Annotated in this window: 17 protein-coding genes; 7 read left to right on the top strand and 10 right to left on the bottom strand. The window is 71.4% G+C overall.

The genetic code is table 11. The features are described from left to right. Positions 1-5 precede the first annotated feature (5 nt). The 10 genes from ACY0MJ_RS18850 to ACY0MJ_RS18895 all read right to left on the bottom strand — a co-directional run bounded on the left by ACY0MJ_RS18850 (position 6) and on the right by ACY0MJ_RS18895 (position 12,163). A complete protein-coding gene (locus ACY0MJ_RS18850) occupies positions 6-1,409 on the bottom strand; it encodes an MFS transporter (protein WP_462640122.1) in 1,404 nt (467 codons plus the stop codon). 71 nt (positions 1,410-1,480) lie between these two features. Further along, positions 1,481-1,702, bottom strand: a complete 222-nt coding sequence (locus ACY0MJ_RS18855; RefSeq protein ID WP_462640081.1) for a cysteine-rich CWC family protein — start codon at positions 1,700-1,702, stop codon at positions 1,481-1,483. 40 nt (positions 1,703-1,742) lie between these two features. Then, complete coding sequence (locus ACY0MJ_RS18860) at positions 1,743-4,115, bottom strand: DUF1631 family protein (protein ID WP_462640082.1); 2,373 nt, start codon at positions 4,113-4,115, stop codon at positions 1,743-1,745. A 129-nt stretch (positions 4,116-4,244) separates the two neighbouring features. Continuing rightward, positions 4,245-6,446: a malate synthase G gene (locus tag ACY0MJ_RS18865; protein ID WP_462640083.1), complete on the bottom strand. Its 2,202-nt coding sequence runs from the start codon at positions 6,444-6,446 to the stop codon at positions 4,245-4,247. Next, on the bottom strand, positions 6,406-7,146 hold the full coding sequence (locus ACY0MJ_RS18870; protein WP_462640084.1) for a haloacid dehalogenase type II: 741 nt from the start codon (positions 7,144-7,146) through the stop codon (positions 6,406-6,408). Before ACY0MJ_RS18870 ends, ACY0MJ_RS18865 begins: the two co-directional genes overlap by 41 nt. Before the next feature lie 89 nt (positions 7,147-7,235). Next, positions 7,236-8,216, bottom strand: a complete 981-nt coding sequence (locus ACY0MJ_RS18875; RefSeq protein WP_462640085.1) for an amidohydrolase family protein — start codon at positions 8,214-8,216, stop codon at positions 7,236-7,238. Positions 8,217-8,249: 33 nt separating this feature from the next. Continuing rightward, positions 8,250-9,017, bottom strand: coding sequence for an amino acid ABC transporter ATP-binding protein (locus ACY0MJ_RS18880; protein ID WP_462640086.1), 768 nt, complete (start codon positions 9,015-9,017; stop codon positions 8,250-8,252). 17 nt (positions 9,018-9,034) lie between these two features. Next, on the bottom strand, positions 9,035-10,132 hold the full coding sequence (locus ACY0MJ_RS18885) for an amino acid ABC transporter permease (RefSeq protein ID WP_462640087.1): 1,098 nt from the start codon (positions 10,130-10,132) through the stop codon (positions 9,035-9,037). Further along, positions 10,132-11,124, bottom strand: a complete 993-nt coding sequence (locus tag ACY0MJ_RS18890) for an ABC transporter permease subunit (RefSeq protein ID WP_462640088.1) — start codon at positions 11,122-11,124, stop codon at positions 10,132-10,134. Before ACY0MJ_RS18890 ends, ACY0MJ_RS18885 begins: the two co-directional genes overlap by 1 nt. Before the next feature lie 7 nt (positions 11,125-11,131). After that, the gene (locus tag ACY0MJ_RS18895) at positions 11,132-12,163 is read right to left on the bottom strand and encodes an amino acid ABC transporter substrate-binding protein (RefSeq protein WP_462640089.1); all 1,032 of its coding nucleotides are present in this window, start codon (positions 12,161-12,163) and stop codon (positions 11,132-11,134) included. A gap of 91 nt (positions 12,164-12,254) precedes the next feature. Here ACY0MJ_RS18895 and ACY0MJ_RS18900 point away from each other — a divergent pair, with 91 nt between their 5' ends. From ACY0MJ_RS18900 to lptB, 7 genes are all read left to right on the top strand, one after another. Continuing rightward, positions 12,255-13,187, top strand: coding sequence for a LysR family transcriptional regulator (locus ACY0MJ_RS18900; protein ID WP_462640090.1), 933 nt, complete (start codon positions 12,255-12,257; stop codon positions 13,185-13,187). Then, positions 13,184-13,639: a DUF2214 family protein gene (locus ACY0MJ_RS18905; RefSeq protein WP_462640091.1), complete on the top strand. Its 456-nt coding sequence runs from the start codon at positions 13,184-13,186 to the stop codon at positions 13,637-13,639. The genes ACY0MJ_RS18900 and ACY0MJ_RS18905 overlap by 4 nt, the downstream gene beginning before the upstream one ends. A 182-nt stretch (positions 13,640-13,821) precedes the next feature. Beyond that, positions 13,822-15,495: an arginine--tRNA ligase gene (argS, locus tag ACY0MJ_RS18910; protein ID WP_462640092.1), complete on the top strand. Its 1,674-nt coding sequence runs from the start codon at positions 13,822-13,824 to the stop codon at positions 15,493-15,495. A 2-nt stretch (positions 15,496-15,497) separates the two neighbouring features. Next, positions 15,498-16,145, top strand: coding sequence for an SPOR domain-containing protein (locus ACY0MJ_RS18915; protein ID WP_462640093.1), 648 nt, complete (start codon positions 15,498-15,500; stop codon positions 16,143-16,145). Positions 16,146-16,217: 72 nt separating this feature from the next. Then, entirely contained in the window at positions 16,218-16,868 is a 651-nt protein-coding gene (locus ACY0MJ_RS18920) for a thiol:disulfide interchange protein DsbA/DsbL (RefSeq protein ID WP_462640094.1), read from the top strand. A 103-nt stretch (positions 16,869-16,971) separates the two neighbouring features. Then, complete coding sequence (lptA, locus tag ACY0MJ_RS18925; protein WP_462640095.1) at positions 16,972-17,592, top strand: lipopolysaccharide transport periplasmic protein LptA; 621 nt, start codon at positions 16,972-16,974, stop codon at positions 17,590-17,592. After that, positions 17,592-18,377, top strand: coding sequence for an LPS export ABC transporter ATP-binding protein (gene lptB / locus ACY0MJ_RS18930; RefSeq protein WP_462640096.1), 786 nt, complete (start codon positions 17,592-17,594; stop codon positions 18,375-18,377). The genes lptA and lptB overlap by 1 nt, the downstream gene beginning before the upstream one ends. The last annotated feature ends 11 nt before the right edge of the window (positions 18,378-18,388 follow it).

Genomic DNA, 18,388 nt, shown 5'->3' on the forward strand with positions numbered 1-18,388 from the left:
CGCGATTATTCCGGCGTCGCGCGGCGGCGGGGCGACTCGCGCAGCTGCCATGCCGCCAGCACGGCCAATGCGCAGACCCCGGCCAGCAGCAGGAAGGTCTCGTTGAACGCGGCCAGCCGCGCGAGGCTGGTGCCCTGGTGGGCCAGCGAGTCGCCGTGCGCCGCCAGCCGCGACTCCAGCACGATCGCGCAGAGGCTCACGCCGGTGGCGCCGCCCAGCATGCGCAGGAAGTTGATGGCGCTCGCGCCCTGCGGGACCAACGCCTTGTCGAGCGAGCGCAGCGCGCCGAGGTTCAGCGAAGGCAGGATGAAGCCCAGCCCGATGCGTCCCAGCGTGGCCCAGGCCACCAGCACCCACAGCCCGGTCTGCAGCCCCACGGTGGGCATCAGCGCGAAGGACGCGGCCAGCAGCGCGAGCCCGCCGCTCACCATCACGTAGGTGGGGATGCGGTTGACCAGCCGCCCGGCGATGCCGATGGTGATGGCCAGCACGATGCCGGAGGGCAGCAGGATGGTGCCCACGTGCGAGGCCGGCAGCATGAGCGCGACCTGCATGTACACGGGCAGCAGGTAGGTGGACCCGAACAGCGCGATCCCGTAGATGAAGGCGCACAGGCTGCCGAAGGCGTAGGTGCGGAAGCCGAACAGGTCCAGGTTCATCAGCGCCGCCTGGCCGGTGCGCCGCGCGCGGCGCAGCCACACGATCATGATCGCCAGCGCGAGCAGCGCCGCGCCGATGAGGCCGCCGGCCAGCAGCGGGTCTCCGCCGCGCACTTCCACCAGGCCGTTGAGCAGGCACAGCGTGCCCGCGCTCCCCAGCAGCAGCCCGCGCCAGTCCAGGCGCGTGCCGCCCTTCTGCGCCTCGGCGCCGCCCGGCGCGCTGGTCGGCACGAAGCGGTAGGCGAGCCAGATCGACAGCAGGCAGAAGGGCACGACCAGGAAGAAGATCGAGCGCCAGCCGAACCAGTCCACCAGCACGCCGCCGATGCTGGGGCCGAGCGCCGGCGCCAGCACCACGCCCATGCCGAAGACGCCGCTGGCGCGTCCCTGCTCGCTGGGCTCGAAGGCGCGCAGCATGATGATCGCGGGAATGGGCTGGACGACGCCCGCCGCCAGCCCTTCGGCGACGCGCGCGCCGAGCACCAGCGGATACCAGGCCGCGACGCCGCCGGCGATGCCGCCCGTGAGCAGCAGCAGCATGGTGCCCACGTAGGTGCGGCGGTAGCCGAAGCGCGCGAGCAGCCAGGGCGTGGTCAGCATCGACACGGTCATCGCGACCATGAAGCCGGAGCTGACCCACTGGGCCCGCTCCTGGTTCAGGCCGAAGTGGTGGCTCATGTCGGGGATGGCGACGTTCACGACCGTGGACGACATGATCGACGCCATGGTCCCGACCATCAGCGAGGCCATCAGCAGCCACCGGTAGCGCGGCCCGTGCTGCGCGCGCAGGGCGGCCGGCGAGCCGGCTTGCAGCGCTTCGCTCACGCGCGACGGGCGCCCTGGGCGCAGGCGGGGCAGATGCAGGCCAGGCGCTGCGCCTCGGCGGGCACGCGGGCCAGCAGCTCGGCGCTGAAATCCAGCCGCGTGCACCAGCAGGCGTCCTGCTTCACGCCCGTCGCGCGTTCCAGCTCCATGGCGCAGCGGTTGGCGGCGCCGCAGAGCGGGCAAATGCGGGCATCGGCGGGCGGGGGGTTCGGATGCACCGGCGGAGTGTACCCAGCCGGGTGGCGGGCCGGCGTCGGATCAGGCCGCGACCTGTTCCTCGTGCCGCGGCTGCGCCGCGCGCCCGGCGGGGGCCGGAGCGCGCTGCGACAGCGCCTCGATCGCGCGCGGCACGACGGCGCCGGCATCCACGGGGCGCAGCATGCGGCTGCGCACCAGGCGCTCCAGGCTGCGCCGCGTCATCGAATGGGGCTGGCCGCCGTGGCTCACGAACATGAACAGCGTCGCGCGCTGGTTCACCCAGTTCAGGCTGGCCCGGCGCCAGTGGCCGCGCGAGCACAGGTCGACCCACGAACCCTGGTGCAGGCCCTCGACGATGGCGGCGGCATCGGGCGCCTCGCCGGCGCCCGTCTCCAGCGGCACCGGCCCGCTGGCGGGCTCCTCCTCGAAGCCGGCCGCCTGCAGCTCGCCGGGCGTGAGCCAGGGCGTCGCCGCCGGCGCCGGCGGCTGCTGCCTTTCGGTGGAGAGCAGGGCGGGATCGAGCTGCGGCGGCGCCGCGACCGGCGGGCTCGCCTTGCGCGACTGCGCCCGCAGCTTGAGCACGGGGCGGTGCAGCCGCTCGAGCGCGTGGAAGAAGTTCGCGTGCTGCGAGGGATCCTGGCCGACCAGTTGCAGGCCGGCGCGCAGGCGCTCCAGCATGCCCGGCACCCGGGTGAACAGGCGCGCCGGGTCGCGCAGGGTCTGCTCCGGCTTGACGCTCCACAGCAGCTCCGGCACCACCGCGTTCCAGCCGCCGGGGTCCACCTGGCGCTGCGGGTCCGTGAGGCGCGCGTGCGCCATCACCAGCGACCAGGGGCCGAACAGGAAGTCCTGCACCACCGCGGGCACGCCCTCGAGGTCGGCGCGCTGCGCCAGCGTGCGCGCGACCTGCGCCGCCTCGGCGGCCCGCGTCTCCGCGAAGTGCATCGCGTCGACGGCGACCTGCCGGCCCTCGTGGCCGAGCGCGTCCTCGCCGGCCCAGCGTTCCTCCAGCGCCTGCAGGGCCTCCGCGAAGGGCTGCTCGTCGCGCACCTCGCCTTCGTTCAGCGCATGGAAGACGGAACGCACGCCGGCAAAGAAGTCCTGGAAGTCGCTCGCGAACTCGTCGTTGTAGCGGAAGCTGCGCTCGGCCACGCGCTCGACCAGGCGCCGGCCCGCGTGGTCCTCCTGCGCGAAGAAGCGAGGCGTGACCAGGGCCAGCTTCGCGAGGGCCGGCTCCAGGGCGACGACGGCCTCGCGCACCGGTGCCAGCAGGCGCGGGTCGCGCGCGACCTGGTCCACCAGCTTGCGCACGACCTCCAGGCCCAGCACCTGCCCGACCTGGCGCGCTTCGGCCTTCAGGCGCGCGCGGTGCTGCGCGCGTTCCCGGGCCGCGGCCCAGCGGCCCCAGGCCGTGTCGTCCAGGCTGCGCGTGGTGGTGACGGGGCGGTGCGGCCGCTCCACGGGAGGCAGGGCGCGGTGCCGCTGCACGGCCTCGGCATCGTAGGGCTCGTCGCCCTCCGGCGCCGCCCCGGCCGCGTCCTGCCGCACCTTCTCGTAGTACGCCGGCGCCAGCGGCTGGCTGGAGGGCGGCGTGCGCGAGAACAGGAAATGCTGGAACAGTTCGTCCGCCAGTTCGACGCGCGACAGGTCGGCCCAGGAAGCGCCGCCGAGCGGGCCCGTGGTCGTCCAGGACGCAGGGGCAGCGGCCTCCTGCGGGCCGGTGGCGCCCGCTGCGCCGCCTGCGTGCGCCACCGGGGCCGGCGAGGGCGTCGGCGCAGTCGCCTTGCCCGGCGGGGACGCGCTCGGGAGAAGCCGGTAGCTCGCCGCGTTCAGCCGCGCGTCGTGCAGCAGCTTCAGCACCTCGTCGTACAGCGCCGCGATCTCGGTTGCCAGCGAGGGCACGAGATGCTGCGTCCACAGCTTGCCGGCCGGGGGCTGCGGCGCCGGCTGCATCAACTCGCGCAGCGCCAGCGCGAAGACCTCGGGCCGCAGGGGATTGCGTTCCGGCTGGACCACCTCCAGGCCCAGCGCGCTGCTCATGAGCGCGTCCAGTTCGGCCAGGGGCCGCTCCAGCGCCGGGGCGAGCAGCTGCAGCACGCGCGCGCTTTCGATCTCGCCGGCCAGCGCTTCGTCGTCCAGCAGCGCGAGTCCGCCGGCGGGATCCGCGCCGGACTCCTGCGCGGGCGCGCGCGGCGGTGTGGGCGCGGGCGCTGCCTGCAGCAGCTCGGGGAAGCGCCGCGCCCAGTCGGCCTTGCGGCGCATCAGTTCCAGCCAGGCGTCGGCGAGCACCTGGCGCTGCGCCATCGCGGGGCAGCGGTCTTCCTCCAGCTGCAACGCGGCGACCGCCTGGTCCACGGCGCGCCCCACCATCGCGGGCGCGGCCGCGATCGCGAGCGCCATGCAGCGAGCTGCAGTTTCCGTGAGAGGGACCATGACAGCGGCCACTCTACGCAGCGGGCCGGCGCCCGGCCCGCCGCGCCGGCCTTGGTCACGCCTGTTACGAAGAAAGGCTGATAGGCGGGCGCGCCCGGCCGACGAGCGCGGCCGGTGCCCGCGCCGGCGTCAGCAGCGCGCCGCGGCCTTCACCTTCGCGCGCCAGGCGTGCAGCAGCGGCTCGGTGTAGCCACTGGGCTGCTCGCAGCCCTGGAACACCAGGTCCAGCGCGGCGCGGTAGGCCGCGGAACTGTCCCCGTTCCCCGCCATCGGCCGGTAGGCCGGGTCGCCCGCGTTCTGCCTGTCCACCACGGCGGCCATGCGCTGGAAGGTCGCGAGCACCTGCTCCTTCGTCACGACGCCGTGCAGCAGCCAGTTGGCGATGTGCTGGCTGGAGATGCGCAGCGTCGCCTTGTCCTCCATCAGGCCCACGTTGTGGATGTCGGGCACCTTGGAGCAGCCGACGCCCTGGTCGATCCAGCGCACGACGTAGCCGAGGATGCCCTGCACGTTGTTGTCCAGTTCCTGCTGGCGCTCCTCGGCGCTCCAGTGCGCCTCCGCGGCGACCGGCACCGTGAGCAGGCCTTCCAGCAGCTGGTCGCGTTCCGCCTGGCCGAAGGGGAGCTTCTCCATCTCCTCCTGCAGCGCCGCGACGTCCACCTGGTGGTAGTGCAGGGCGTGCAGCGTGGCCGCCGTCGGCGACGGCACCCAGGCCGTGTTGGCGCCGGCGCGCGGATGGACGATCTTCTGTTCCAGCATCGCCGCCATCTTGTCCGGCATGGCCCACATGCCCTTGCCGATCTGCGCGCGTCCGCGCAGCCCGCAGGCCAGGCCCACCAGCACGTTGCTGCGCTCGTAGGCCTGGATCCAGGCGGTGGACTTCATGTCGCCCTTGCGGATCATCGGCCCGGCGTGCATGTCGGTATGGATCTCGTCGCCGGTGCGATCGAGGAAGCCCGTGTTGATGAAGGCGACGCGCGCGGCCGCCTCGGCGATGCAGGCCTGCAGGTTCACGCTGGTGCGGCGCTCCTCGTCCATGATGCCCAGCTTCACCGTGTTCGCGGGCAGGCCCAGCAGCTGCTCCACGCGGCCGAACAGCTCGGAGGCGAAGGCCACTTCGGCCGGGCCGTGCATCTTGGGCTTCACGATGTAGACGGAGCCTGCGCGCGAGTTGCGGATGCCGTTCGCGCCCTTGCCCTGCAGGTCCACCATGGCGATCGCGGTCGTGATCACCGCGTCCATGATCCCTTCGTACACCTCCTGGCCGCCGTTCCACAGGATCGCGGGGTTGGTCATCAGGTGGCCGACGTTGCGCAGGAACAGGAGCGACCGCCCGTGCAGGCGCAGCTCGCCGCCTTGCGGCTTCGTGTAGACGCGATCCGGGTTCAGCCCGCGCGTGAAGCTCTTGCCGCCCTTGTTCACCTGCTCGGTCAGCGTGCCCTGCAGGATGCCGAACCAGTTGCGGTAGGCGAGCAGCTTGTCGTGGGCGTCGACGGCGGCGATCGAGTCCTCGAGGTCGAGGATGGTGGAGAGCGCCGCTTCCACGATCACGTCGCTCACGCCGGCCGCATCGCCGGCGCCGATGGGGCTGCCGCGGTCGATGACGATTTCCAGGTGCAGGCCGTTGTTGCGCAGGAGGACGGACGAAGGCGCGCCGGCATCGCCGCGGTAGCCGACGAACTTCGCCGCATCCTTGAGGCCGGTGGACGCGCCGCCCTTCAGCTGCACCGCGAGCCGGCCGTTCTCGACGCGGTAGGCCGTGGCGTCCGCATGCGAGCCGCTCGCCAGCGGTGCCGCCTGGTCCAGCACCTGGCGCGCGCGGGCGATGACCTGCGCGCCGCGCACCTCGTTGTAGCCGGGTCCCTTGTCGGCGCCGCCGGTCTCGGGGATCACGTCGGTGCCGTAGAAGGCGTCGTACAGCGAACCCCAGCGCGCGTTCGCCGCGTTGAGCGCATAGCGCGCGTTCAGGATGGGCACCACCAGCTGCGGGCCGGCCTGCAGGGCGAGTTCGGCATCGACGTCGGCGGTGCTCGCCTGCACCGGCTCGCCGGCCGGCACGATGTAGCCGATCTTCTCGAGGAAGCCGCGGTAGGCCGCCGTGTCGCGGATCGGGCCCGGGTTCTTCCTGTGCCACGCGTCGATCTCGCGCTGCAGCCGCTCGCGCTCGGCGAGCAGCGCCGCGTTCTTCGGCGACAGCTCCCGCACGATGGCGGCGAAGCCGCGCCAGAAGGCGCCGGCATCGACGCCCACCGTGGGCAGCACTTGTTCGTCGAGGAAGCGCGCGAGTGCGCTATCCACCTCCAGGCCGTGCACGCTGGTTCTGCTGGTCATCGGATTTCTCCAGAGTCAAGGAATCGAAAAAGGGGAGCACGTCGCGCAGCGTGGAGCCGGTGCGGGTGGGTTGCGTGCCCAGCTCCTCGAAGGGGAGCCGGTAGCGGTTGATCCACAGCGTGCGGAAGCCGAACCAGGTGGCGCCCAGCGCGTCCCACCCGTTGCAGCTCACGAAGAGGATGTCGGCGGGCGCGAGGCCGGTCGCCTGCGTGCCGAGGCGGTAGGCCTCGGGATGCGTCTTGTACTTGCGGACGGTGTCGACGCTGAGCACGTGGCCGAGGAGGGTGTCGAGGCCGGCGTTGCGCACCAGGCCTTCGAGCATGGCCGGGTCGCCGTTGCTCAGGATGCCGGTCGGGATGCCGTGTGCCTGCAGCGCCTGCAGCACCTCGCGCACCTCCGGGAACGCGGACAGGTGCTGGTACGCGTCCATCAGCCGCTGCTCGCGTTCGGCCGTGAGCTCCAGCGCCAGGCGCTTGCACGCGTAGCGCAGGCCGGCGCGCGTCAGTTCGCTGAAGGGGCGGTAGTGCGCGCCGTCGTCACTGGTCGTGACGAGGCGCGTGTACTCGATCTGCTTGTCGCGCCAGAGCACGGACAGCGCCGCGCCCTGGCCGGGGAAGAGGCGTTCCGCGAGCGCGCCGACGCTGTACACGTCGAAGAGCGTCCCGTACGCATCGAAGAGCACTGCCATGGGTTGGTCCATGGCCGTACTTTAGAGGGAAGTCAGCTCTTCATTGTGCACTGCAAAAGATCGGAATCCCTGACCCGCGCGCGCGCAATCGGGCCTGTTTCTCAGAACTTGAAAATGCGTTCCGCATTGCCGGAACGAATGGCCCGCATCTGCGCTTCCGGCAGCGCAGCCGTATTCGTGAAAGCGCCTTTCGTATCGTGGACCCAGTGCGGCCAGTCGGTGCCGAACATCACGTGCTCGGCGCCCACGACCGAGACCAGGTACTGCAGCGCACCGAGGTTGTAGGTGATGCAGTCGTAGTAGATGTGGCGCAGGTAGTCGGTCGGCTTGCGCTTCATCTGCCGGCGCTGCGGCAGCTCGACCTCGTCGCCCTTCTCGAAGCGGCCCACGAGATACGGCAGCGTGCCGCCGCCGTGCGAGGCGATCACCTTGAGGTTGGGGTAAGCGTCGAAGAAGCCCTCGAAGATCATGCGCGTGATCGCCAGCGTGGTGTCGAACATGAAGCCCACGGACCAGCTCAGGTCGAACTTGGTCATGTCCATCATGTCCACGCCCGGCGGGTCGGTCGGGTGCACCAGCACGGGCAGGCCGCGGCGGTCGATCTCCTTCCAGACCGGCGCGAACATCGGGTCCGTGAGGCTCTTGCCCGAGACGTTGGCCAGCACCATCACGCCGACGGCGCCCTTCGCGCAGCTGCGCTCGAGTTCCTCCACGGCGCGCTGCGGGTACTCCCAGGGCAGCGAGGCGAACCAGCGGATGCGGTCGGGGTAAGCGGACTGCGCCTCGGCGACGTTGTCGTTGGCCTCGCGCGCGGCCTGCACGCTCACCTCCTCGCCGCCCCAGTACACGTTGGGGCAGGTGAGCGAGACGACGGACACGTCCACCTTGGCCTCGTCCATGTGCTGGATGCGCAGCTTCCAGTCGAAGTGGCCCTTCTGCGGCAGCACCACGGGCGTGTTGCCGCGGAAGATCTCGCGCTGGCCGTCGGGGCGGGTCTGGATGTTGTAGATGCCGCCCTTCTCCTTCAGCAGTTCGAGCCACTTCGTGGTGAACATGTGGGTGTGGACGTCGATGACGGTCATGCGGGACTCCTGTGAACGAAAGGGGAAAGGGGCTCAGTGCGGCAGCACCTGGCCCAGGAAGGCCTGCAGGCGGGGGCTCTGCGGGCGCTCGAAGAAATCGGCGGGGCCGGCGACCTCGATCACCTGCCCCTGGTCCATGAAGATCACGCGGTCGGCCACGCGGCGCGCGAAGCCCATCTCGTGGGTGACGATCATCATCGTCATGCCTTCGCCGGCCAGGCTCTCCATCACCTGCAGCACCTCGTGGACCATCTCGGGGTCGAGCGAGGCGGTGGGTTCGTCGAACAGCACCACCTCGGGCCGGGTGCACAGCGCGCGCGCGATCGCCACGCGCTGCTGTTGGCCGCCCGAGAGCTGCGCCGGGTAGCGTTCGGCCAGGTGCTGCAGGCCGACGCGCTCGAGATAGTGCATGGCGCGCTCCTGCGCCTCGCGCCGCGGCACGCCCGCGCCCCACACGGGGCCGACGGTGCAGTTCTGCAGCGCGCTCATGTGCGGGAACAGGTTGAACTGCTGGAACACCATGCCCACGCGCCGGTTCACCGCGAGGCGGGTGGCGCGCGTGATCGCGTCGGCGTCCACGTCCATGCCGCAGACCCGCAGGCTGCCTTGCTGGAAGGCCTCCAGCAGGTTCACCGTGCGCACCAGCGTGGACTTGCCCGAGCCGGACGGCCCGCAGATCACGATGCGCTCGCCCGGCCGCACGGCCAGGTCGATGTCGCGCAGCGCATGGTAGGCGCCGTACCACTTGTTGATGCCGCGCATGCGGACCACGGGTTCGTCGGCGGCGGGGGAGGCGGTCATGGGGTCCCGTTCGTTCTTCACCGGCGCGACTCCAGGCGGCGGCTGTAGCGCGACAGCCCGTAGCACACGGCGAGGTACACCAGGGCCAGGAACACCTGGCCGGAAGTGAGGATGTTGGCGTCGCCCGTCCACTCGGGCGACTTGGCGCCGTTCTCGATGGCGCCGAGCAGGTCGTTCAGGCCGATCACCGACAGCAGCGTCGTTTCCTTGATCACGGCGATCATGATGTTGACCAGCGCCGGCACCACGGCGGCCAGCGCCTGCGGCAGCACGATGAGGCGCAGCGCCGCGAAGTCGCCCAGGCCCACGGCCGCGGCGGCCTCCAGTTGTCCCTGGCCGACGGTCTGCAGGCCGCCGCGGAACACCTCCGCCGCCATCGCGGCATTGAACAGCGCGAAGGCGACCAGGGCACGCGTGAACAGGTCGACGTTCCACCCCGGCGGCAGGAACATGGGCAGCAGCGTCGCCGCGATGAACAGCAGCGCCAGCAGCGGCGCGCTGCGCATGCCTTCGACGAAGCCGGCGCACAGCGCCCGCACCACCGGCATGCGCGAGCGCCGGCCCAGGGCGAACAGCAGGCCCAGCGGCAGCGCGGTGGCGAAGGTGACGAGCGTCGCGACCAGCGTCAGCAGCAGGCCGCCCCAGCGCGTCGGCGGCACGAAGGCGAGCGGGCCGCCCCCGAGCAGCAGCGCGCCCAGCACCACCGGCAGCAGCACGAAGCCCCACAGCACGCGGCCGGGGTCCGCATCGGGCCGCCGCCGCACCGCCCAGGTCCAGAAGGCCGCGAACAGGCCGAAAGCCGTCCAGGCGCGCCACAGCTGCTCCTGCGGATAGCCGCCGACCAGCCAGGGCTTCCAGCGTGCGCTGACGAAGGCCCAGCACGCGCCCTGCGTGTCGGGACAGGCTTCGCTGCTGGCGCCCGTCCAGTGCGCGCGCAGCAGGCCCCATTGCAGGAACTTCCATGCCAGGAACAGCAGCAGCGCCGCCAGCAGCACGGTCAGCACGCCCATCGCGGGCGTCGGGAACCACAGGCGCATCCAGCGGGCGCGCGCCGGCAGCACCGTCACCGGGGCCGGCCGCGCAGCTAGCGGGAGGGCGCGCAGGTAGTCGGCCATCAGCGTGCCTGGCGGCGCAGCAGGCGCCAGTTGGCGAAGTTCACGGCCAGCGCGATCGCGAGGTTGATCGCGGCATAGAGCAGCACCACCAGCGTCATCGCTTCCAGCGCCTGGCTGGTCTGGCTCAGCACGGTGCCGCCGACGATCTGCATGATGTCCGGGTAGCCGATCGCCGCGGCCAGCGACGAGGCCTTGGCGAGCGACTGGTACTGGCCAGCCGCCGGCGGCAGCGCGAGCCGCAGCGCCTGCGGCAGCACGACCAGCAGCGCGGCGCGGGCGCCGCCCAGGCCCACGCTGGCCGCCGCTTCCGACTGGCCGCGCGGCACCGACTGGATGCCGGCGCGGAAGATCTCGGCGAGGAAGGCGCTGTTGTAGATGGCGAGGCCCAGCGTCAGCGCCACCAGCTCCGGCAGCAGCGCGAGGCCGCCGGCCACGTTGAAGCCTTCGGCGGCCGGCATGTCGAGCGCGAGCGCGCCGTCGACCCAGTGGGGCCAGGGCAGGAACAGGCCGCGGTTGTTCAGGAGCATGCCGCCGAACTGCAGGCTGTCGGAGACCGGGGGCAGCACCGCCAGCGCCGAGAAGTACCAGAAGAAGATCTGCAGCAGCAGCGGGATGTTGCGGAACACCTCCACGTACACGCCGCAGGCGCCGCGCACCAGCGGCTGCTCGGTGAGGCGCCCGAAGGCGACCAGCAGCGCGATCATGGTGCCCAGCACCGCCGACAGCGCCACCACCAGCAAGGTGTTGAGCGTGGCGACGACCACCGCGTCCAGGTAGGTCGAGCCCGCCTTGAAGGGCACCAGCGCCTGCGCGATCTCGAAGCCGGCCTGCACGTGCAGGAAGTCGAAGCCGCTCGCCACGCGCAGCTGCGCGAGGTTGGCGCGGAAGTTGGAGAGGCCGGCGAAAGCGAGCCAGGCCACGACGGCCAGCAGGACCGCCTGGCCGACGTAGCCCGGCAGCCGTTCGCGGAGAACGGCGCGGGACATCCTCATCGCCGCATCAGCGCACCGGCACGGACATCATCAGGCCGCCGTTGGCGACCAGGGCGTTGCGCCCGCGCTCCAGGCGCAGCGGCGTCTTGGGACCGACGTTGCGGTCCCAGATCTCGCCGTAGTTGCCGACGGCCTTGATGGCCTTGTAGGCGTAGTCGTTGGACACGCCCATCTTGGTGCCGAAGTCGCCGGTGATGCCCAGCAGGCGCTGGATCTCGGGCTTGTCGGACTTGAGCATCGTGTCCACGTTGGCCTGCGTCACGCCCATTTCCTCGGCGGCCACGAGCGCGTTGAGCGTGAACAGCACCAGCGCCTCCCAGCGCGGCTGGCCCTGGGCGACGATGGGGCCGATCGGCTCGTTGGAGACGGTCTCGGCCAGCACCTTGAACTCGTCGCGGTTCGGCAGCTTGGCCAGGCGCGCGGCGAGGCCCGAGCGGTCGTTGATGGCGGCGTCGCAGCGCTTGGCGACGAAGGCGTCCCAGGCCTGCTCCTGCGAGGCGAAGGTGACGATCTTGTATTTGAGCTTGCGGGCGCGGAAGTAGTCGGCCACGATCAGCTCGGAGGTGCTGCCCTGCGCCGTGCAGATGGTCGCGCCGTTCAGGTCGCTGATCTTGTTGGCCTTGGACTTGGTGGTGACCGCGAAGCCCTGGCCGTCGAAGAACATCACCTTCGGGAACTTCAGGCCGCCGATGTCGCGGCTCTGCGTCCACGTGAAGCGGTGCGTGAGCACGTCGACGCCGCCGGCCGGCAGCGTGGCGAAGGCGGTCTTCAGGTCCATCGGCTGCAGCTGGATCTTGTTCTCGTCGCCCAGCGTCGCCGCGGCGATCGCCTTGCACAGGTCAACGTCGAAGCCGGTGCGCTTGCCGCTGTTGTCCTCCGCCGAGAAGCCCGGGGCGGCCAGCGTCACGCCGCACTTCAGCACGCCGTGGGCCTTGACGTCGTCGAGCACGTCGGCGCGGGCGGGGCCGGCCAGCGCGGCCAGGGAAGCGAGGGCGAGCATGCCCTGCAGCAGGCGGTGCGCGCGAAGGGGGAAGTCCATGTCTGTCTCCGACGGTTGTGTTCGCCGCCGAGTGTAGCCGCCGGGCGTTAGCATGCCATCGGGGCTGACCCGCCCGTATGATCGGCGCGCCATGGACAAGCTCAAGCAGCTCGAATCCTTCGTCTCGGTCGCCACCAAGGGCAGCCTGACGGCCGCCGCCCGGGCCGAGGGCGTGGCGCCGGCGATCATGGGCCGGCGGCTCGACGCGCTGGAGGAGCGGCTGGGCGTCAAGCTGCTGGTGCGCACCACGCGCCGCATCACGCTCACGCACGAGGGCAGCGCCTTCCTGGAGGACTGCCAGCGCCTGCTGGCCGACCTGGCCAACGCCGAGGCCAGCGTCAGCGCCGGCGGCGTCAAGGCGGCCGGCCACCTGCGCATCACGGCGCCGGCCGGCTTCGGCCGCCGCCACGTGGCGCCCCTGATCCCGCGCTTCCGCGAGCTGCACCGGGAGGTGACGATCTCGCTGAACCTGAGCGACCGGGTCGTCGACCTGGCCGGCGAGGGCTTCGACTGCGCCGTGCGCGTGGGCGACTTCCCCGACTCCTCGCTCGTGAGCGTGCGGCTGGCGGACAACCGGCGCCTGTGCGTCGCCACGCCCGACTACCTGCGCCGGCACGGCACGCCTGCGCGTCCCGAAGACCTGCTCAAGTTCGACTGCCTGACGCTGTCCAGCGATGCCTCGCAGACCCGCGGCTGGGCGTTCTCGCTGCCGCGCGAGGGCGGCGAGCCCGAGCTGGTGCACCTGAAGCCGGGCGGGCCGCTCGACTGCTCGGACGGGCAGGTGCTGCACGGCTGGTGCCTGCAAGGCTACGGCATCGCCTGGCGCAGCACTTGGGAGGTCGAGCAGGAGATCGCCGACGGCCGCCTGGTGGAGGTGCTGGCGGAATTCGCGGCGCCGCCCAACGGGATCTACATCGTGTTCCCGCAGCGCAAGCACCTGCCGCTGCGGGTGCGGCTGTGGATCGACTACCTCAAGGACCACTACGCCCAGCCGCAGTTCTGGCGCGCGGGCCCCAAGCCATGACCCAAGAAGCCATCCTCGCCTTCCTGCACATCTCGGCCATCCTGGCCCTGGTCGTCTTCATCAGCAGCGAGGCGGCGATCTGCCGGCCCGAGTGGATGAACGCCGACATCGTCGAGCGCCTGGTGCGGGTGGACCGCATCTACGGCATCGCCGCGGTGACGGTGCTGGCGACGGGGCTGCTGCGGATCTACCTGGGCGCCAAGGGCGCGTTCTGGTACTGGGGCAACTGGCTGCTGCACGTGAAGATCGGGCTGTTCCTGCTCGCGGCGCTCATTTCCATCGTGCCGACGCTGCGCTTCATCCGCTGGCGCAAGGCGCTGCGCGCCTCGGGCGCGCTGCCGGCGCCGGAGGAGGTGCGCAAGGTGCGCAAGCTGGTGATGCTCCAGGCGCACATCATCCCCGTCATTCCGTTGGCCGCGGTCTTCCTCGCGCGGGGCTTCGGCGGACGGTGAACCGGTGGGGTTCGCTCGCGCTCACCTTCCGCGGCGTGCCGCCGCGCCACCCTACGGCGGCGGAGGGCCGGGCCCGCGTAGGGTGGCGCGGCAACGCCGCGGAAGGTGAGCGGAGCGAACCCCACCGCATCCCCCCTTCCCGACGCCGAACCCCACCCGACCCCGCCACTTAAAATCCCCCGATGCTCCAAGCCAAACAGGAATTGCTCGCCGCGCTCGCGGCCGGGCTGGAACAGCTGTCGCCGGGGGCGGGGGCGAAGGCGGCGTTCGAGCTGCCCAAGGTGGCCGCGCACGGCGACCTGGCCTGCACCGCGGCGATGCAGCTGGCCAAGCCGCTCAAGCGCAACCCGCGCCAGGTCGCGGAAGCCCTGCGCGAGAGCCTGCTGGCCACGCCGGCCTTCGGCCAATGGGTCGATGCGGTCGAGATCGCCGGACCCGGCTTCCTGAACATCCGCCTGAAGACCGCCGCCAAGCAGCAGGTGGTGCGCGAAGTGCTGGCCGCCGGCGCCGGCTTCGGCCAGCAGCCGCTGCACGGCCGGCGCGTGCTCGTGGAATTCGTCTCCGCCAACCCCACCGGACCGCTGCACGTGGGCCACGGCCGCCAGGCGGCCCTGGGCGACGCGATCTGCAATCTCTACGCCACGCAGGGCTGGAACGTCTGGCGCGAGTTCTACTACAACGACGCCGGCGTGCAGATCCAGACGCTCGCCACCAGCGTGCAGGCGCGCGCCCGCGGCCTCAAGCCCGGAGACGCCGGCTGGCCGGAAGCCGCCTACAACGGCGACTACATCCAGGACATCGCCGACGACTTCCTCGCGAGGAAGACGGTCAAGTCGGACGACCGCGAGTTCACCGCCAGCGGCGACGTCGAGGACCTCGACGGCATGCGCCTGTTCGCCGTGGCCTACCTGCGGCACGAGCAGGACCTCGACCTGCAGTCCTTCGCCGTGCGCTTCGACAACTACTACCTCGAGTCCAGCCTCTACACCAGCGGCAAGGTCGACGCCGTGGTGCAGCGCCTGCGCGACGCCGGCAAGACCTACGAGCAGGACGGCGCGCTGTGGCTGAAGTCCACCGACTACGGCGACGACAAGGACCGGGTGATGCGCAAGGGCGACGGCAGCTACACCTACTTCGTCCCCGACGTCGCCTACCACATCAGCAAGTGGGAGCGCGGCTTCACCAAGGTGGTGAACATCCAGGGCACCGACCACCACGGCACCATCGCCCGCGTGCGCGCGGGCCTGCAGGCCGCCGGCGTCGGCATCCCCGAGGGCTACCCCGACTACGTGCTGCACACCATGGTGCGCGTGATGCGCGGCGGCGAGGAGGTGAAGATCTCCAAGCGCGCCGGCAGCTACGTGACCCTGCGCGACCTGGTGGAGTGGACCAGCAAGGACGCCGTGCGCTTCTTCCTGCTGTCGCGCAAGCCCGACACCGAATACGTGTTCGACGTCGACCTGGCGCTGGCGCAGAACAACGACAACCCGGTCTACTACGTGCAGTACGCGCACGCCCGCATCAGCTCGGTGCTGGCCGCCTGGGGCGGCGACCCGGCGACGCTGGCCGGCGCCGACCTGTCGTCCCTGGAGCACCCCGCCGCGTTGAACCTGATGCTGCAGCTGGCGCGCTACCCGGAGATGCTCACCGCCGCCGCGGCCGATTTCGCGCCGCACGACGTCACCTTCTACCTGCGCGAGCTGGCCGCCGCCTACCACAGCTACTACGACAGCGAGCGCATCCTGGTGGACGACGAGAAGCTGAAGCTGGCGCGCCTGGCCCTCGTGGCCGCCTGCGCGCAGGTGTTGCACAATGGCCTGGCTGTGCTCGGGGTGGGTGCCCCGCACAAGATGTGAGCATGAAACACAAGCAAAGCGGCAACGTCTTCGTCGGCATCATCATCGGGGTGGTCCTGGGCCTCGCCGCCGCCCTCGCGGTGGCGGTCTACGTCACCAAGGTGCCCGTCCCGTTCCTGAACAAGGGCCCCAGCCGCTCCGCGGAACAGGACGCGGCGGAGTCGCGCAAGAACCAGAACTGGGATCCCAACGCGCCCCTGTACGGCAAGAACCCGGCCAAGGCCCTGCCGCCCGCCCCGGGCATCGCGATGCCGCCCCCGGCGGCCAAGGCCTCGGAGTCGGCCCCGGGCGCGACGAAGGAAGCCGAAAAGGGCCGCGACAAGGGCCCGGACGCCCCGGCGGTGCTGGGCCGGCCGGCGCCCGCCGACCCGCTGGGCGACCTCGCCGCGGCGCGCGCCGGCGGCGGCAACGACCCCTTCATCTACTTCGTGCAGGCCGGCGCCTTCCGCACGCCGGAGGACGCCGAGGCGCAGCGCGCCAAGCTGTCCCTCATGGGCATCGAGGCCAAGGTGACCGAGCGCGAGCAGTCGGGCCGGCAGGTCTATCGCGTGCGCGTGGGCCCGTTCAACAGCAAGGACGACGCCGACCGCCAGAAGGAAAAGCTGGACGCCGGCGGCTTCGACACCGCGCTGGTGCGCGTCCAGCGGTAGCGCCGCGCCGCCAGGCGGAGGAACCATCCCCCGGCGCGCCCGCTCTGACGCAGTTCAAGGAGAACCAAGGAAATGAAACGACGCGAGTTTGCGGCCGCCACGGCCGGTGTGCTGGGCGCCTCCGCCCTGGGCTGGCCGGGCGTGGCATCGGCGCAGCGCCGGCCGGAAGAGGGCAAGGACTTCCGCGCCCTCGACACGAAGGCGCCCGTGGAAGCGCCGGCCGGCAAGATCGAGGTCGTCGAATTCTTCTGGTACAGCTGCCCGCACTGCAACGCCTTCGAGCCCAAGCTGAACGCGTGGCTCAAGACCATCCCCGCCGACGTCGCCTTCCGCCGCGCGCCCGTGGCCTTCCGCGACGACTTCGTGCCGCAGCAGCGCCTGTACTACACGCTGGAGGCCATGGGCAAGGTCGACGAGCTCCACTCCAAGGTCTTCCACGCGATCCACGTGGAGCGCCAGCCGACCAACCGCGAGGACAGCATCCTCGCCTTCGCGCAGAAGAACGGCCTCGACCGCGCGAAGTTCCAGGAGCTGTACAACTCCTTCTCGGTCTCCACCAAGGCCCGCCGCGCCAAGCAGCTGCAGGACCAGTACCAGGTGGACGGCGTGCCCGCGCTGGGCGTGGCGGGCCGCTGGTACACCGACGCCACCATGGCCGGCAGCATGGACCGTGCCCTGCAGGTCGTCGACTACCTCGTCGGCGAGGTGCGCCGGGGCAAGTAGGGCGGACAAACCGCACGCACGCCGCCCGCGTGCCAGTCCAAAGCCCGCGCGAGCGGGCTTTTTCGTCCATGCTCGCTACAATGCCAGCAAGATTCGTGCCCTCATGAAGAACAACGTTCTCCTCGCCGGCCTCGCGCTGGCCCTCGCCGCCGCGGCCCTGCCCGCCGCGGCCGAAAAGGCCGACCGCAACAAGCCCATGAACGTCGAGGCCGACGCGCTGCGCTACGACGACCTCAAGCAGACGAGCGTCTTCACCGGCAACGTGGTGGTGACCAAGGGCACCATCGTGATCCGCGGGGCGAAGCTGACCGTGAAGCAGGACCCCGAGGGCTACCAGTTCGGCGTCGTCACGGCGGCGCCGGGCAAGCAGGCCTACTTCCGCCAGAAGCGCGACGGGGTGGACGAGACCATCGAGGGCGAGGCGGAGACCATCGAGTACGACGGCCGCGCCGACCGCGTGAAGTTCATCGGCCGCGCGGAGATGCGGCGCCTGCGCGGCGCCACCGTGAGCGACGAGACCAGCGGCTCCGTGATCGTCTACGACAACAGCAACGACCAGTTCACCGTGGAGGGCGCCGCCATCGCCGGCGCGACGCCGTCCAACCCGGGCGGCCGCGTGCGCGCGACGATCGCGCCGCGTCCCAGCGCCTCGGCGCCGGCCACGCCCGCGGCGCCGCCCGCCAGCCTGCGTCCCAGCACCACCCTGCCGCCGGGGAGCCGCTGATGGGCGACGCGGAGACGGTGCAGGCCCAGCCGCCGGTGGCGGTGGCGAGCCGGCTGGAAGCGCGGCACCTGCGCAAGTCCTACGGCGGCCGCAAGGTGGTGCAGGACGTGTCGCTGGAGGTGGACAAGGGCGAGGTCGTGGGCCTGCTGGGCCCCAACGGCGCCGGCAAGACCACCTCGTTCTACATGATCGTGGGCCTGGTGCGCTGCGACGGCGGCGAGATCGCCATCGACGGCCGCGCCGTGGAGCACATGCCGATCCACCGGCGCTCGCGCCTGGGCCTGTCCTACCTGCCGCAGGAAGCCTCGATCTTCCGCAAGCTCAACGTGCAGGACAACGTGCGGGCCGTGCTGGAGCTGCAGCGCGACGAGGCCGGCCGGCCGCTGGCGCGCGCCGAGATCGAGCGGCGCCTGACGGCGCTGCTGCAGGACCTGCGGGTGGACCACCTGCGCGACTCGCCGGCCGTGGCGCTGTCCGGCGGCGAGCGGCGGCGCGTGGAGATCGCGCGGGCGCTGGCGACGCAGCCGCGGTTCATCCTGCTGGACGAGCCCTTCGCCGGCATCGACCCCATCGCCGTGATCGAGATCCAGCGCATCATCGGCTTCCTCAAGTCGCGCGGCATCGGCGTGCTCATCACGGACCACAACGTCCGCGAGACGCTGGGCATCTGCGACCACGCGTACATCATCAGCGAGGGCCGCGTCCTGGCGCAGGGCACGCCGGCCGAGATCGTGAACAACGCCGACGTGCGCCGGGTCTACCTCGGCGAGCACTTCCGCATGTAGGCCCCGCCGGC

This window comes from Ramlibacter sp. bp-362 (assembly GCF_054956735.1).

What these genes read in the sequence shown, in the direction of transcription:
- ACY0MJ_RS18850 (WP_462640122.1), bottom strand. Translation starts at nt 1,409, where the DNA reads ATGGCCTCGCTGATGGTCGGGACCATGGCGTCGATCATGTCGTCCACG.
- ACY0MJ_RS18860 (WP_462640082.1), bottom strand. Translation starts at nt 4,115, where the DNA reads ATGGTCCCTCTCACGGAAACTGCAGCTCGCTGCATGGCGCTCGCGATC.
- ACY0MJ_RS18865 (WP_462640083.1), bottom strand. Translation starts at nt 6,446, where the DNA reads ATGACCAGCAGAACCAGCGTGCACGGCCTGGAGGTGGATAGCGCACTC.
- ACY0MJ_RS18870 (WP_462640084.1), bottom strand. Translation starts at nt 7,146, where the DNA reads ATGGACCAACCCATGGCAGTGCTCTTCGATGCGTACGGGACGCTCTTC.
- ACY0MJ_RS18875 (WP_462640085.1), bottom strand. Translation starts at nt 8,216, where the DNA reads ATGACCGTCATCGACGTCCACACCCACATGTTCACCACGAAGTGGCTC.
- ACY0MJ_RS18880 (WP_462640086.1), bottom strand. Translation starts at nt 9,017, where the DNA reads ATGACCGCCTCCCCCGCCGCCGACGAACCCGTGGTCCGCATGCGCGGC.
- ACY0MJ_RS18885 (WP_462640087.1), bottom strand. Translation starts at nt 10,132, where the DNA reads ATGGCCGACTACCTGCGCGCCCTCCCGCTAGCTGCGCGGCCGGCCCCG.
- ACY0MJ_RS18890 (WP_462640088.1), bottom strand. Translation starts at nt 11,124, where the DNA reads ATGAGGATGTCCCGCGCCGTTCTCCGCGAACGGCTGCCGGGCTACGTC.
- ACY0MJ_RS18895 (WP_462640089.1), bottom strand. Translation starts at nt 12,163, where the DNA reads ATGGACTTCCCCCTTCGCGCGCACCGCCTGCTGCAGGGCATGCTCGCC.
- ACY0MJ_RS18900 (WP_462640090.1), top strand. Translation starts at nt 12,255, where the DNA reads ATGGACAAGCTCAAGCAGCTCGAATCCTTCGTCTCGGTCGCCACCAAG.
- ACY0MJ_RS18905 (WP_462640091.1), top strand. Translation starts at nt 13,184, where the DNA reads ATGACCCAAGAAGCCATCCTCGCCTTCCTGCACATCTCGGCCATCCTG.
- argS (WP_462640092.1), top strand. Translation starts at nt 13,822, where the DNA reads ATGCTCCAAGCCAAACAGGAATTGCTCGCCGCGCTCGCGGCCGGGCTG.
- ACY0MJ_RS18915 (WP_462640093.1), top strand. Translation starts at nt 15,498, where the DNA reads ATGAAACACAAGCAAAGCGGCAACGTCTTCGTCGGCATCATCATCGGG.
- ACY0MJ_RS18920 (WP_462640094.1), top strand. Translation starts at nt 16,218, where the DNA reads ATGAAACGACGCGAGTTTGCGGCCGCCACGGCCGGTGTGCTGGGCGCC.
- lptA (WP_462640095.1), top strand. Translation starts at nt 16,972, where the DNA reads ATGAAGAACAACGTTCTCCTCGCCGGCCTCGCGCTGGCCCTCGCCGCC.
- lptB (WP_462640096.1), top strand. Translation starts at nt 17,592, where the DNA reads ATGGGCGACGCGGAGACGGTGCAGGCCCAGCCGCCGGTGGCGGTGGCG.